13 protein-coding genes are annotated in these 14305 nt (G+C 65.6%); 8 read left to right on the top strand and 5 right to left on the bottom strand.

Going from position 1 to position 14305, the window contains the following annotated elements; all coding sequences use genetic code 11:
• Nucleotides 1-119: 119 nt before the first annotated feature.
• Both LDB05_RS16565 and LDB05_RS16560 read right to left on the bottom strand, forming a co-directional pair.
• The gene (locus LDB05_RS16565) at nt 120-2066 is read right to left on the bottom strand and encodes an AMP-dependent synthetase/ligase (RefSeq protein WP_226005090.1); all 1947 of its coding nucleotides are present in this window, start codon (nt 2064-2066) and stop codon (nt 120-122) included.
• 189 nt (nt 2067-2255) lie between these two features.
• On the bottom strand, nt 2256-3176 hold the full coding sequence (locus LDB05_RS16560) for an MBL fold metallo-hydrolase (protein ID WP_226005089.1): 921 nt from the start codon (nt 3174-3176) through the stop codon (nt 2256-2258).
• 147 nt (nt 3177-3323) lie between these two features.
• Here LDB05_RS16560 and LDB05_RS16555 point away from each other — a divergent pair, with 147 nt between their 5' ends.
• Nucleotides 3324-4475 (top strand): sensor histidine kinase, encoded by a 1152-nt coding sequence (locus tag LDB05_RS16555; RefSeq protein WP_226005088.1) that lies wholly within the window; start codon nt 3324-3326, stop codon nt 4473-4475.
• A 3-nt stretch (nt 4476-4478) separates the two neighbouring features.
• Here LDB05_RS16555 and LDB05_RS16550 read toward each other — a convergent pair whose 3' ends face one another.
• Entirely contained in the window at nt 4479-5393 is a 915-nt protein-coding gene (locus LDB05_RS16550; RefSeq protein ID WP_226005087.1) for a cation diffusion facilitator family transporter, read from the bottom strand.
• A gap of 236 nt (nt 5394-5629) precedes the next feature.
• Between LDB05_RS16550 and LDB05_RS16545 the strand changes: the two genes are divergently transcribed.
• From LDB05_RS16545 to LDB05_RS16530, 4 genes are all read left to right on the top strand, one after another.
• On the top strand, nt 5630-6037 hold the full coding sequence (locus LDB05_RS16545; protein ID WP_226005086.1) for a CrcB family protein: 408 nt from the start codon (nt 5630-5632) through the stop codon (nt 6035-6037).
• Nucleotides 6034-6468 carry a fluoride efflux transporter CrcB gene (crcB, locus tag LDB05_RS16540; RefSeq protein WP_226005085.1) on the top strand — a complete coding sequence of 145 codons (435 nt, stop codon included), beginning with the start codon at nt 6034-6036 and terminating at the stop codon, nt 6466-6468. The genes LDB05_RS16545 and crcB overlap by 4 nt, the downstream gene beginning before the upstream one ends.
• A 140-nt stretch (nt 6469-6608) precedes the next feature.
• Entirely contained in the window at nt 6609-7184 is a 576-nt protein-coding gene (locus tag LDB05_RS16535; RefSeq protein ID WP_226005084.1) for a magnesium transporter, read from the top strand.
• Nucleotides 7184-7765 (top strand): magnesium transporter, encoded by a 582-nt coding sequence (locus LDB05_RS16530; RefSeq protein WP_226005083.1) that lies wholly within the window; start codon nt 7184-7186, stop codon nt 7763-7765. The genes LDB05_RS16535 and LDB05_RS16530 overlap by 1 nt, the downstream gene beginning before the upstream one ends.
• A gap of 169 nt (nt 7766-7934) precedes the next feature.
• Here LDB05_RS16530 and LDB05_RS16525 read toward each other — a convergent pair whose 3' ends face one another.
• The gene (locus LDB05_RS16525; protein WP_226005082.1) at nt 7935-9194 is read right to left on the bottom strand and encodes a potassium channel family protein; all 1260 of its coding nucleotides are present in this window, start codon (nt 9192-9194) and stop codon (nt 7935-7937) included.
• Between the two features lie 125 nt (nt 9195-9319).
• Between LDB05_RS16525 and serS the strand changes: the two genes are divergently transcribed.
• Both serS and LDB05_RS16515 read left to right on the top strand, forming a co-directional pair.
• Nucleotides 9320-10699 carry a serine--tRNA ligase gene (gene serS, locus LDB05_RS16520; protein ID WP_226005081.1) on the top strand — a complete coding sequence of 460 codons (1380 nt, stop codon included), beginning with the start codon at nt 9320-9322 and terminating at the stop codon, nt 10697-10699.
• A 125-nt stretch (nt 10700-10824) separates the two neighbouring features.
• Complete coding sequence (locus tag LDB05_RS16515; RefSeq protein WP_226005080.1) at nt 10825-10971, top strand: hypothetical protein; 147 nt, start codon at nt 10825-10827, stop codon at nt 10969-10971.
• A 68-nt stretch (nt 10972-11039) separates the two neighbouring features.
• Here LDB05_RS16515 and LDB05_RS16510 read toward each other — a convergent pair whose 3' ends face one another.
• Entirely contained in the window at nt 11040-13226 is a 2187-nt protein-coding gene (locus tag LDB05_RS16510) for an elongation factor EF-2 (RefSeq protein ID WP_226005079.1), read from the bottom strand.
• A gap of 249 nt (nt 13227-13475) precedes the next feature.
• Here LDB05_RS16510 and LDB05_RS16505 point away from each other — a divergent pair, with 249 nt between their 5' ends.
• Nucleotides 13476-14231 (top strand): DUF5781 family protein, encoded by a 756-nt coding sequence (locus tag LDB05_RS16505; RefSeq protein ID WP_226005078.1) that lies wholly within the window; start codon nt 13476-13478, stop codon nt 14229-14231.
• Nucleotides 14232-14305 lie beyond the last annotated feature (74 nt).

The following is a 14305-nucleotide window of genomic DNA, read 5'->3' as shown; positions in this document are numbered from 1 at the left end:
ACCCTCCCGGAGATGAATGCGGGACGTCCGACCTATCGACTGCGTCCTCGTCGCCGTCGGCCGCAACCGTCCGCAGGCGGTCGACGCCGACCCGCGGCTGCCACACCAGCAGCGCCTCGCTACTCGTCCCCGTAGAGCCGCTCGACGCGATCCTCGAACTGCTCGAGGATGACGCGCCGTTTCTTCTTCATCGTCGGCGTCAGCATGTCGTTTTCTTCGGTGAACTCCAGGGGCACGAGTTCGAACTGCTTGATCGTCTCGTGTTTCTCGAAGTCGCGGTTGACGCGGTCGACTTCCTGCTGGACGTACTCGCGGACCCGATCGTCGTCACAGAGGGCCTCGGGGTCGTCCGGCAGGTCGATCCCCTCGTCGTCGGCCCACTGACGGACGTGTGCCATGTTGGGGACCAGGAGTGCGCCGATGAACTTCTCGCCGTCACCGACGACCATGGCCTGCTCGACCACTTCGCTCGCGGCGAAGCCGTCCTCGATCGGTCCCGGGGCGACGTTCTTCCCCGTCGAGAGGACGATGATCTGCTTCGCGCGGTCGCGGAACTCGAGGTAGCCGTCGGGTCGCATGTGGACGATGTCGCCGGTGCGGAACCAGCCGTCTTCGGTGAACGCCCCTTCGGTCGCGCCGGGCTTGTTCCAGTAGCCCTGGGTGACGTTGGGGCCCTTGACGAGGAGTTCGCCGACCTCGCCGGGGTCGTCTTCGAACGCCTCCTGATCGGCGACCGTTTCGTCGATCTGCAGGTCGACGTTCGACAGCGCCGGCCCGATCGTGCCGACCTTCACTTCCTCGGGCGGGTTGCTCGTGACGACCGGTGCGGTCTCGGTCAGTCCGTACCCCTCGTAGATGGGGAGTCCCATCGCGTGGTAGAGCCGACAGAGCTCCGGCGAGAGGCTCCCGCCGCCGCTGATGAGGAATTCGATCTCGCCACCCAGCGCCTCGCGGACCGTCGAGAAGACGAGTTTGTCGGCCAGGGCCTGCTTCGCTTTCAGAAGCGGTCCCGGCGAGTCGGCCTCGTAGTACTCGACGCCGACGTCGGTCGCCCACTCGAAGATCCGCTCTTTCGCGCCCGACTCGCTGGCCTGCTCGCGGATGCCGTCGTAGATCTTCTCGTAGACCCGCGGGACGCTCGTGGCCGCCGTCGGACTGACGGTACTGAAGTCCTCCTGAAGGGTGTCCGGACTCTCGGCGTAGGCGACGCACGCACCGCTCGCGAAGAGTACGAAGTGTCCCGCCGTCCGCTCGAAGACGTGTGCCAGTGGTAGGTACGACATCGCCAGCGATTGGTCGTCCAGTACGGGTACGTCGTCGGGTTTGTCCGGACGGGGACCGACGCGCTTTCGGACGCCGTTGACGTTCGACCGGAAGTTCCGGTGGGTCAACTGGACTCCCTTCGGCTGGCCGGTCGTCCCGCTGGTGTAGATCAGGCTCGCGAGGTCGTCCAGCTCGGTCGCGTCGATCCGCTCCTCGTAGGCCTCGAGGTCGAACTCCTCGTCGCCGAGCGCGTAGACCTCGCCGAGGGTCAAGATGTCGTCGCGGTCGTCGTAGCCCTCGATTTCGTCCATCGAGACGATGAACTCGAGGTCGAGGTCGTCCTCGACTTCGAGGACGTTCTCGAGCAGTTCCTCGTTCTCGACGACGACGCCGTCGGCGTCGGGGTCGTCGAGCAGGTACCGAACCTGATCGGGCGAGGAGCTCGTGTAGACGGTCGTGATGACCGCCCCGGCACCCAGCAGGGCGAAGTCACACTGCGCCCACTCCATTCGGGTGTTCGAGAAGAGGCCGACCCGATCCCCGGTATCGACGCCCAATTCCCGGAACCCCGCCGACAGCGTCCGGACGATGTCGCGCATCTCCGCGTAGGAGAGCGTCCGGTACTCGCCGGCTGCCGCGGCGGGAACGACCGAATCGGCCAGCGATCGCTCGTAGATCCCGCCCTTGTACTTCTGTGCCGGCCGGTTGGAATTGCGCTCGGCCGAGTCCTCGAACATCCGCGCGAGCGTCGTTTCCCCGATTACCTCGTCCTCGTACTCTCGTTCTGCATCCCGCCAGTCCATATTCCTGTGAGAGACACCCCCGTGCGATAAAACGTGATGAAACTAATTTAGTATGTGACAGAGTTTATCAACCACACTCGAGCCGGCGAACGGGGCTCAGATGGCAGCGTTCGCCCGCTCCACGGAAAAGAACCGAACGTTGGTTGTGGACGCGTCGAGGACCGGGGCCGCTCGTGAGTGATCAGCGACTCACTCCCGGTGGTCGAGATAGCCGAGCACGCCGCGCGTATTTAACTTCGCCTCCGCGCTCGATTTCTCCTCGCCCCAGACGTCACTCATCTCGGTGACCTCGGCGAAGTGTTCGACGACCGCCTCGTCGTCATCGAGTTCCGCTCGTTTCTCCGCGACGGCGTCGACCCACTCCTCGAGGACCGTCGCGTACGCCGCGAGCGCCCCCTCGACGTTGTCCCCGACGGAGCGCGGCCCGAAGTGCGGATAGCAGAACACGTCCGGATCGATCTCGGCCAGCGTCTCGAGGTCCGCGAGGCACTGCTCGAGGTCGAAGTTCGACGGCGGTGACGTCTCCCTGATCGCCTCGGTTTCGGGGACCCAGATGCCGGCGGCGTCGGCGACGAAGACCGCGTCGTTCGCGGGATCCTCGAAGACCACCTGATGGGGTGCGTGACCGGGAGCCGCGTGGACGCGCAGTTCGTGCGTTCCGAGATCGATGACGTCGCCGTCCTCGATCGCGACGACCCGCTCCTCGGGGACGGGTTCCGGTTCGACGTAGTGGGTCCACTGGTCGCCGACGGCGTTTTTCGTCCCCGCGACCAGCCGCGAGGGATCGACCACGTGATCGGCTCCGAGCGCGGGGACGTAGACCTCGGCGTTCGGACAGTCGGCGGCGAGGAAACCAGCCCCACCGGCGTGATCGAGGTGGACGTGCGTGAGCGCGATGACCTCGAGGTCGTCCAGCCCGACCCCGACCGCCGCGAGCGCCTCCCGGAGGCGGTCGTAGTTGGTTCCGATCCCGGTGTCGACGACGGCGGGGCGGTCGTCGTCGAGGATATAGACGGCTCCGTACTCGCTCGTGTCGTACATTCCCGTATCGAGGCAGTAGAGATCCGAACAGTCGCCGGTCGTGACTTCGCGGACGTCTCCGATTCCCATATCGGTACCCCGTCATCGGGCAGGTTAAAACTCCCGTCGCAGCGACTCGAGGCGAGTCGGGAGCCGTTACAGACTTTACGGCCTACTCTCATGGATACGGTAGATGCTCCGTATCGTCCGCAAATCACAACTGTCGCTCGAGCCGAAATGAGCCTCGACGCGTCGGACCAGGTCCGCCCCTTCCCGTCCGTTTCGTGGCTCCAGCGGGCACACAGCCCCCGGCTCGTAAGCGGGTTCGGTGCCCTCTCCGTTGCGTTCCTCGCCGCCTGGGGGATCGCGTTCGCGGCGGTAATCGGGCTCACCGGCTTCCTGCTCAGTATCGTCACGATCGGCGGACCCGCGCTGGGTCTGATCTGGGGCGGGTACCGACTCGAGCACAGCGAGATCGAGGCCAACCGGTACGGACGAGTGCTCCAGTGGTTCGCGGGCGGTGCGGTCGGGTTCCTGTCGCTCAACCTCCTGACGATGGTTTTCTTCCCCTGGCACGATCTGGCGGGGAACGTCTTCTGGGCGCACTCCTCGATCAATACGGGCGCTGTCGGCGGGTTCACCGTCGGCTACGTCGAAGCGAGAGCCATCCAGCGCGAGGTCGAGGCGACGGCCGCCACCGTCCGCGCCGAACGACTCGAGGACGAGCGCGAACTGCTCACCTACCTGAACGACCTCCTGCGACACGAGGTGTTGAACTCCTCCCAGATCATCGGCGGTCACGCGTCGCTGCTCCGGTCGGAGTGCGACGACGACGGTGCTCGCGACCGGCTCGAGACGATCGAACGCGAGAGCGACGACCTCATCGACGTGATCACGGACGTGCGGGCGATGCTCGACGCGAATCGGGGGCCCGAACCCCACTCCGTCGTCGATCTCACCGCCTTGCTGACGGAGGAAATCGATACCGTCCGCGCCCGGTCCGACGACGTCGAGCTCGAGGTCGACCTCCCGGAGACGGCACTCGTCAGGGGGAACAAGGGATTGACGTGGATCTTTTCGAATCTCCTCGAGAACGCGATCGAGCACAACGACGGCGGGACGGCGCGCGTTCGGGTGACCGTCGACACGACGCCCGAAACGGTCACCGTCAGGGTGGCCGACGACGGGCCGGGGATCCCCGAGGACGTCAGAGAGACGCTGTTCGAGCGCAAGTCGAACAATCACGGCCTCGGACTCTACCTCTCGCACATCCTGGCGGACAGGTACGGCGGCAGCGTCGAACTGGCCGAAACCGGCCCGGACGGCAGCGTTTTCGTCGTCACGCTGCCGCACGCGACGTCTGCGGCCGACGCCGCGACGCGCGACTGACGGTCAGCGATCGTCGGCCGACTCCTTCCACTCGCCGATCCCCGAGGGATCGAGGTGGACGTGTGCGTCCCCCACGTTCTCGAGCCCCCGCAGGCGGTCGACCAGGTCCGACTCGATGTCGTGGGCGTCTCGAAACGGCATATCGCCGTCGACTTCGACGTGAACCTCGACCTCAAGGACGGTGCCGTCGTAGAAGACTGTCAGGTCGTGGACGCCCTCGACGGCCGCGTGCCGCCGCAGACAGTCGGTGATCTCGGCGCGTTTCTCCGGGCCGGGTGCCGCTCCGATGAGGTAGTCGACGTTTTCCCGGCCGATCTCGACGCCCTGATAGACGACCAGGATGCTGACGAAACCGCCGGCGATGGGATCGAGCATCGGGACGTCGACCAGTACGCCGAGGACGCCCGCGATAGCGGCGACGGAGGTGTAGATGTCGTTCAGGCAGTCTTTCGCGAGCGCCGCGAGCGCCGTCGACTGCAGGGATTCGTTGATCTCGACCGTGTACCAGTAGACCAGATACATATCGGCAATGGAGAACGCGAGCGCCGCGAGCAACAGGACGCTGAACTCGATGTCGGGTCCGGCGACGAGCCCCTCGACGGACCGGTAGAGCAGATTCAATCCGAGCAGTGCGATCACTGCGCCGACGAACAGCGCCGTCAGCGGCTCGATTCGGGTGTGGCCGTGGGGGTGCGTGTCGTCGGGTTCGTCGAACGCGCTCCGCCCCCAGACGAGGACGACGACGCTCGCGACGAGATCCGCGACCGAATGCGCCGCGTCCGCGAGCAGGGCGACGCTCCCGAAGGCGTAGCCCGCCGCACCTTCGACGACGATCTTCACGACGTTGCCCAGCACGTTCGCCCAGGACGCTCTCGCGAACGCGCTCCGGCCGCCGTCCGCGGCAACGTCTTCGGACATGGATGGGTTTAGAGCCAGTCTAACCTTGGGTCTTTCCTTCCGCGACTCGACGTCGCCCGCTCTCGATCGGGGCAGCTATCGCAATCCTCATTGTGGACCTGCGAGAGGTGAGACACGACTGGGCGATGGGGCCGCCCGATCCGACCGCCAAGCGGTTCGCGTCGTCTCGCGGCCGATTCGATGGCAGCGCGCGCCGAGCATCGGTCGGCCGACGGTCCCCCCGTGATCAGCCAGCCATGACAGACGCTCACCCACTCGTCCGACTCGAGACGCTCGCGCTGATCGCCGTCGGCGGCTTCGCCGGATCGAACCTCCGGTCGTTCGCGATGGGGGTGCTCCCGGACGTGCCCTCGATCGTCCTCGTCAACGCGGTCGGGAGCGCCGTCCTCGCCTTCGTCGTCTACGAGGCCGAGTACACGGGTCACCTCGGATCACGGACCCGACTCGTCTTCACGACGGGCTTTCTCTCCTCGCTGACGACCTACAGCACGTTCGCGCTGCAGACCGCGCTCGCAGCGACACCGCTCGCCATCGGCGGCATCGTCGCCGCGAACTACGGACTCGGACTCGTCGGCGTGCTCGCGGGCCGAGCGCTCGCACGTCGAGTCGACGGTCCTCGTCCCGCCGGCGGTGAGACCGCATGAGCGTACCGCTCGAGGGACTCGAAACCGGCTTACTGCTCGCTCGAGCGGCCGTCACCGTCGATCCCGAACCGGCCCACGTCGTCGGCACCGGCGGCGCGATCGGCGCGATCCTCAGATACTGGGTTTCCCAGCGGCTCTCCCGACGGACCGTAAGCGACCGGTTCCCGCTCGGGACAGTCGCGGTCAACGTCGTCGGTAGTTTCGTCTTCGGCCTCGCGGTCTTCGCCGGCGCGGGCGAGTCGACGATCCAACTCGTCGGAACGGGAATCTGTGGCTCGTTCACGACGTTTTCTTCCTTTTCGGTCGAGACGCTCCGGCTGTACGAACGCGGCGACCGAGCCCTCGCGGTCGCCAACGCCGCGATCAACCTCGCCGGTTCGCTCGCCGCAATCGGGCTCGCATGGGGGCTCGTCACGGTCAGCCCCGTCTGAGAACCCGCCTCCCCGCGAGTGGGTCCCGATCGTAACCCGTTAGCGATCGCTCACGAATGGTAGCAGTCGACACGGCCTCGAGCGATCTGCTCGCGTCCGACCCGCGGTAGGTTTATGCCTGGACTTCGTTAGACGCCGCTATGGAGGCTCGCCAAGACGCGTGGCGGATCTACCGCGAGTCGCTGCCGATTCTCGTGGTCAGTCTCGCCGGCGGGATCTTCGCAGGCTCGGTCCTCGGATCCGCGGGGATGACCGAGGGGTTCGAGCGATTTCCCGGACTACTGCTGTTGCTCCCCGCCTTCCTCGCGACGCGAGGGAACGTCTACGGCGCGATGGGAGCGCGCATCTCGAGCGGGCTCCATCAGGGGATGATCGATCCGTCGTTCTCGTGGGATCGACGGCTCGTCAACGCCGTCGCCGCCTCGTTCGTGAACGGGATCGGTATCTCGGTGATCATCGCGATCCTGTCGTGGGGAATTCTGACGGCTCTCGGTCGCGAATCGGCCAGACTCGTCGAACTCCTCGGGATCATGCTGATCGCCGGCGTCCTGACCTCGATCACGTTGATCTTCGGGCTGCTCGCGCTGGTGTTCGTGGGCTACAAGCACGGGCTCGATCCGGACAACCTGATCGGACCGATCGTCACGACGCTGGGTGACGTCTTCGGCGTCGTCTTCCTCTTCGTCGCGATCACCGTCGTCGGGGGGATCTTCTGATGGCGTCGGCAGGTCCCGACGAGTCGCTCGGCACCTGGTCGATCCGCCACATCGTCGGCACGATGTTTCCACTCTTGCTCGTCCTCTCCGTCCTCGAGATGGGGTCGGGTTACATCCTCGAAGAACTCGAGGAGACCTACCTCGCGAACCCGACGCTGCTCGTCCTCGTTCCCGTGATGATCGGGATGGGCGGCAATCTCGGCGCGATCCTCTCCTCGCGGCTCTCGACGCGGCTGCATCTGGGCCTGCTCGAGTTCGATCCCCGCGACGAGGTGCTCTGGACGAATATACTGGCGATCTTGGGGCTCGCAGCGACGATCTTCTCGACGCTGGGCGTCGCCGCCTGGGCCGTCGGACAGGTCATCGCCGAACCGATGGCACTGAGCGATCTCGTGCTCATCTCGATCGTCAGCGGCATGCTGCTGGCCGTGATCGCGATCGTCCTCAGTCTCGTCGCGACCTACGTTTCCTACACGCGGGGACTGGATCCCGACGACACGACGATCCCGGTCGTCACGAACGTCTGTGACATCCTCGGCGTGATCGTCCTCTCGGGGGTCGCGATCGTCGTGTTGAACTGAGTTCCGGCGATACAGAGCAGCGGACTCGGGGTGGTCGAAACAGCGGCCGCTCGTCGATCAGAGGCGACTCGAGAAGGAACCGTTCTCTCGTCGTCTCTTCGCCTCGTAACTAGCACCGCTTACCGAACGAGTGACGGACGGCGTTCCGTTGCGCCGAAACGCGTTACGGCTACGCGGACGCGAGGTCCCGAAACGCCGCCGCAGCCGTCCGGGTCCCCTTCGAAATGAGCACGTCGCCGCCGCGTAACTCCGCGTCGGCGTCGGCGACCAGCAGCCACCCCTCGCCGGGCCGGCGGATGGCGATCACCGACATCGTCGATTCGGCGTCGGGAACGCCCGCGGTCACCGCGGTCCCGTCGAGGTCGCTCCCCTCGTCGACCGCGACGCGAGTGATGATCTCGTCGCTCTCCTGCACCGCGATCTGGACGACCGGGTGGACGTCGATATCCCGGAGGACGCCCTCGCTGATCTCGATCGCGGCGTCGCTGATCCGCTCCGTACAGCTCCCCAGCTGGATCAGTCCGCGGAGGACGACCGGATCCGTAGCGTCGGCGGCCGCCCGGAGCGTCCAGGCCTCGAAGCGCGATTGCATCGCATCGACCTCGACCTCGAGGTTGCGGACTTCCTCGGCGAGTTCCTCGCTGTCGAACAGCACGCTGCTGTAGGCCAGATCGACCGCCAGCTCGGAGAAGTCCTTCATGTGGATGATCGTGTCCACGGCGCGTTCGAGGTCGTCGATATCGGGCGTTTCGGCGGTCGGCGCCTCGTAGACCTCGCCGGTCAGTTCCTCGCAGACGTCGCCGATCGCCGCCTCCGGCCCGCGGAGCAGCGCGACGTCGTCGGCCTCGATTCGGGTCGTCGGCCCGGGGTTGAGCAGCCAGTCGTCGTCTCCGGCTCCGGCGGAGCCGGATGGCTCGTCAGACGCCGTCTGACGCTTGCCACGCCGGAGCGCGATCACGCGCACGCCCGTCTCGGACTCGAGGTCGATGTCCTCGAGCGTTCGACCGGCGTACGACGAGTCGGCCGCGACGACGCCCCGGAGGAGCGCCTCGGCGGCGTCGGGGAGGGCGGTACGCATGGCCTCGGGGAGGCCCATGTCTTCGAGGACGATCTTCGCGATGTCGCCGGCGGCGTCGCTGATCCCGTCGGCGGCCCCGACGATCCCCAGCACCGGCGCGAGCTGTTCCGCGTCGGCCGGCTTCCGAGCCGCCATCAGGAGGCTCATCCGCGCCCGCATCTCGAGGACGTCCATCCGCTCTTCCAGGCGAAGCACCTCCGTCGCGAGCTGCTCGCTCTGGTGGAGGACGGCCGAGTACGAGAGGTCGATCAACAGCTCGGCGGTGTCTTTCATCTCGACCAGCACGTCCTTGACGCTGACGGGCTCGTACTCGATCGGCACCGACGACGTCTCGCCCTCGAGCGGGTCCATAGCTCGAGAGAGGACCCCCCGCGGAAAAAGCGTTTCCCGCTGGGTGACGCCGCGGCGGGTCGAACGGACCGCGCAGCCTTCCGACACGGTTTTGCCCGGGCACAAAGAACGCACCACCAATACCAATGCTCGACCGGACCTATCTGCGCGAGAACCCCGACGAGGTACGCGACGCCCTCGACGACCGCGGGGCCGACGTCGACATCGACGAGTTCCTCGACCTCGACGAGCGCTGGCGGGAGCTGAAGGCCCGCGGCGACGACCTGCGCCACGACCGCAACCAGATCACCAAGAAGATCGGCGAACTCGTCGCCGACGGCAAGGACGAGGAGCGAGAGGAGGCCATCGAACGCTCGCGAGAGCTCAAAGCCGAGATCGAGGACGTCGAAGCCGAGGCCGCCGAACTGCAGGACGAACTCCGGGAACGGATGCTCGAGGTCCCACAGATTCCCCACGAGAGCGTGCCGCTGGGGGTCGACGAGCGCCACAACGTCGAGGACCGACGCTGGGGCTTCGACGACGCCCACGACCTGCCCGACGAGGTCACGCCCCACTACGAACTCGGCGAGGAGTTAGACATCATCGACGAGGAACGCGCCGCCAAGACGACCGGCTCCGGCTTCTACTTCCTCAAAGGCGAGGGCGCACAGCTCGAACACGCCCTGATCCAGTTCATGATGGACCTCCACCGCGAGCAGGGGTACGTCGACCTGTTCCCGCCGGTTCCGGTCAAGAGTTCATCGATGCGGGGCACCGGGCAGCTGCCGAAGTTCGCCGACGACGCCTACCGGCTGGGCGGCAGCAACGAGGAGGACTACGATGACGACGACCTCTGGCTCTGTCCGACCGCCGAGGTGCCGGTTACCAACATGTACGCCGACGAGATCCTCCTGCAGGACGACCTCCCGCTCAAACACCAGGCCTACACCCCGAACTTCCGGCGCGAAGCCGGCGAGCACGGCACCGAAACGCGGGGCATCGTCCGCGTCCACCAGTTCAACAAGGTCGAACTCGTCAACTTCGTCGAACCCGAGGAGAGCTACGACCGCCTCGAGAACCTCCTCGACGAGGCCGAGGACGTCCTCAAACGGCTCGGACTCCCCTACCGCATCCTCGAGCTCTGTACCGGCGACCTGACCTTCGCCAGCGCCAAGACCTACGATATCGAGGTCTGGGCCCCCGGCGACGACATGGACGACGGCCCCGACGAGGGCGGCCGCTGGCTCGAGGTCTCCTCGGCCTCGAACTTCGAGGACTTCCAGGCCCGCCGCGCCGGCCTGCGCTACCGCCCCGAGCGCCACGAATCGGCCGACTACCTCCACACCCTCAACGCCTCCGGGCTCGCGATCCCCCGGGTGATGGTGGCTATCCTCGAGTACTACCAGAACGAGGACGGCACGGTGACGATCCCCGAGCCACTCCAGTCGTACATGGGCGGCAAAGAGGTCATCGAGGGCCACGAGAAGGTCGGCGAGAGCGCGCTCGGTGCGGGCGAACGGGAGTAGAACGGATACGTCCGGTTCGAAGTATGATGTGTAGCGGTGCTAGCTGATCCGGGACGGAATCGAGCGCGACCACCGCCGTTTTCTATCAACAAAAGCACTATATATTAACCCGAGAATCGACAGCTATGCACATCACTCTCCGAGAGAAAGTGATCGCACTGATCGTCGGGGTGATGTTCGTCGTCGGTGCGCTGGCCCTGTTCTCGTGGGTGGTCGCGTTCTTCGTCTTCCTCGTAATGGTTCCCTTCTACGCGAAGATCCTGCCGGCCTGATATCGGACGCATCGCTGACAGCGTCGCAGACGAAAGAGAACGAAGACCGGGCTGGGATCGAATCGCGCTTAGAGGTAGTCGATCGCCGGCGGCAGCTCGAGCTTCATGCCCTTGCGCTCGCGGATCTCCATGATCTTGTCGCGCTGGAGGGAGTTGGACATGACCTCGAAGCCGGCGTTCTCGGTGTTCCAGGAGGCACGGCCCTCGGTCGCGGAGCGGATGTCGCTCGCGAAGCCGATCATCTCGCCGACGGGCGCGATGCCCTCGACGACCATGAGGTCGCCTTCCTGGTACATGTCGTCGACGCGGCCACGACGGCCCTGAATCTCGCCGGACGCGGCGCCCATGTGGTCGTTGGGCACGTCGATGCGGACGTCCTGCATCGGCTCGAGCATCTTGATCTTCCCGTCGATCAGCGCCTTGTGGAGCGCGTTCCGGGTCGCGGGGATGACCTGTGCCGGGCCGCGGTGGATGGTGTCCTCGTGGAGTCGGGCGTCGTGGAGCCGGATGAGCGTCCCCTGCACCGGCTCGTTCGCCAGCGGACCGTTGTCGAGGGCTTCCTCGAGGCCCTCGATGACGAGTTCCATCGTCTCGTTCAGGTGCTGGATACCCTTCGTGTCGTCGATGAGGATGTTCGTCCCGTGCATGTGCTCGACGTTCTGGGACGTATCCTTGTCCATGCCGGCCTCCTGCAGGGCCTCACGGCGGTCCTGCTCGGGCATGTCCATCGAGGCCTCGCCGCGCTGGATCGTCTCGACGAGGTCGTCCGTCATCGGTTCGATGGAGATGTAGAAGCGGTTGTGACGGTTCGGCGAGATGCCCTCGACCTGATCGCTGGCCTGCTGGGGCTGCTCGCGGTAGACGACGATCGGTTCGCCGGTGTTGACCGGAATGCCCTGGTTCTTCTCGATACGCTGGGTGATGACCTCGAGGTGGAGCTCACCCTGTCCGGAGATCAGGTGTTCGCCGGTGTCCTCGTTGATCTCGATCTGGATCGTCGGGTCCTCCTTGGAGACCTGTCGGAGCGTCTCGATCAGCTTCGGCAGGTCGTCCATGTTCTTGGCCTCGACGGCCTTCGTAATGACCGGCTCGGAGATGTGCTCGATCGTCTCGAACGGCGTCATCTCGACGCTGGAGACGGTCGAGCCGGCGATCGCGTCCTTGAGACCGGTGACGGCAGCGATGTTCCCGGCCGGAACCTCCTCGACTTCCTCGCGCTCGCCGCCCATGTAGACGCCCACGGACTGAACGCGGTTCTTGCCTGCCGTCCCGGAGACGTACAGTTCCTGACCCTTCTCGAGGGTACCCGAGAAGACGCGGCCACTGGCGACTTCGCCCGCGTGGGGGTCCATCGCGATGTCGGTGACCATCAGGACGACCTCGCCGTCCTCGTCGACGAGGCGCATCGAGTCCGCGAGGTCCGACTCGGCGTCACCGCGCCAGATGCGCGGAATACGACGGGGCTGTGCGTTGACCGGGTTCGGGAAGTGCTCACAGACCATGTCGAGCACGACGTCCGACAGCGGCGTCCGCTCGTGGAGCTCCTGGCGCTTGTCGGCGCGCTCGAGTTCCATGATCTCGGCGAAGTCCATCCCGGTGCGCTGCATCGAGGGCATGGAGACGCCCCACTTGTACAGCGCGGAGCCGAACCCGACGGTCCCCTCTTCGACGGAGACGGTCCAGTCGTCGATGTCGTCCATGTCCTCGGTCATGCCGCGGATGAGCTCGTTCACGTCGCGGATGACCGAGAGGAGTCGCTCCTGCATCTCCTCGGGCCCCTCCTGAAGCTCGGAGATGAGGCGGTCGACCTTGTTGATGAACAGAGTCGGCTTGACGCCCTCGCGGAGGGCCTGGCGCAGCACCGTCTCGGTCTGGGGCATCGCCCCTTCGACGGCGTCGACGACGACGAGCGCACCGTCGACGGCGCGCATCGCTCGGGTCACGTCGCCACCGAAGTCGACGTGGCCCGGCGTGTCGATGAGGTTGATCAGGTGGTTCTGATCCTCGTACTCGTGGGTCATCGAAACGTTCGCCGCGTCGATGGTGATCCCGCGTTCCTGCTCGTCTTCTTCGGTGTCCATCGCGAGCTGCTCGCCGGCAGTCTCGTCGGAGATCATACCGGCACCAGCCAGCAGATTGTCTGTCAGCGTCGTTTTCCCGTGGTCAACGTGAGCGGCGATGGCGATGTTCCGGATGTTCTCCGGGTCGTCCATCAGCCGTTCACACTCTTGGACGATCTTCTTGCGTCGGCCCATATATCCCCCATTACCGCCAGCGGGGTCAAAAGGGTAGTGTTTCGTCCTCGCCGGAATTCGTCGGGTTTCCCGGTCCGAACGCTGAAATATCCAATTTGAGTGAGTGAACCGTTCTCATAATTCGCGGCCGATGCGACGATGACGAGCGCTCGTCGTCGAGACGGATCCGTCCTCGTCTCGAGCCGGAGTTTTACCCTATGCAACCGCACACAAGAGTCAAATCCCGTCGGCCTCTTGGTATAGCTACACATGGATATCCGCGTCCAGGGGCCGGGCCCGACCTCTCCATTCCTCAGCGCCCGCGACCTCTTCGAAACCGAACAGGAGCTGTCGCTGCCGGTTCACGTCCAGCTGCGCGACGACCCCGACGAACGGACCTGGGCCGCCCACTACGACGACCGCCACGTCCTGAACATCTCGAGACAGGCCGCCTCGAGCGCCATGGCCCGCGAACTCGCCCTCCACGAGTTCGCCCACATGGCCCGCCACGAACAGCAACACCCCTCCCACACGCAGTCGACGGAAGAAGTACTCTACCTCGCGCTGGCCGGCAAGAGCGTCGAACGGCGCAAACTCTCCCATTGCTACCAGATCGCCAATCACATGAAGGACATCTACGCCGACGACATCACGCTCTCGGTCGGCCCCGGCGAAAAGCTCCTCTCCTTCCTCGAGTCGAGTCTCGCGACGGCGGTCGCCGATCGGCCGGGGACGCCGCCGGGACCGGGGTTCGAGCGGCTCTCCGCGAGCGCCGATCCCGATATTACGGCCGTCAACGCGGCGTTCGCGTTGGCGCTCGCGGAACGCCACGACCTCGTCGACGAGGATCATCGATTGTATGATCTCGCGCACGCGGCCGCGATGGACGCCCCCGAGATCGACTTCGAGGGGTTCAAACGCCGGTTCAGGGAACTCGCACGGGAACCCGATACGAGCACCTATCGGCAGGTGCTCGTCGACGCGACGCGCTCGTACGTTGGCGGCGGGGGGCGTGCCGCGGACTGACCCGTCAAATCCGACTGAAACCCCAGCACAACCGCTCGAGACTGCAAAGAACGAAATTTAACCCGAACGCTTAT

This window comes from Natrinema salinisoli, assembly GCF_020405205.1.
Lineage (GTDB): Archaea > Halobacteriota > Halobacteria > Halobacteriales > Natrialbaceae > Natrinema > Natrinema salinisoli.
This window is presented reverse-complemented; position numbering and strand designations above follow the sequence as displayed.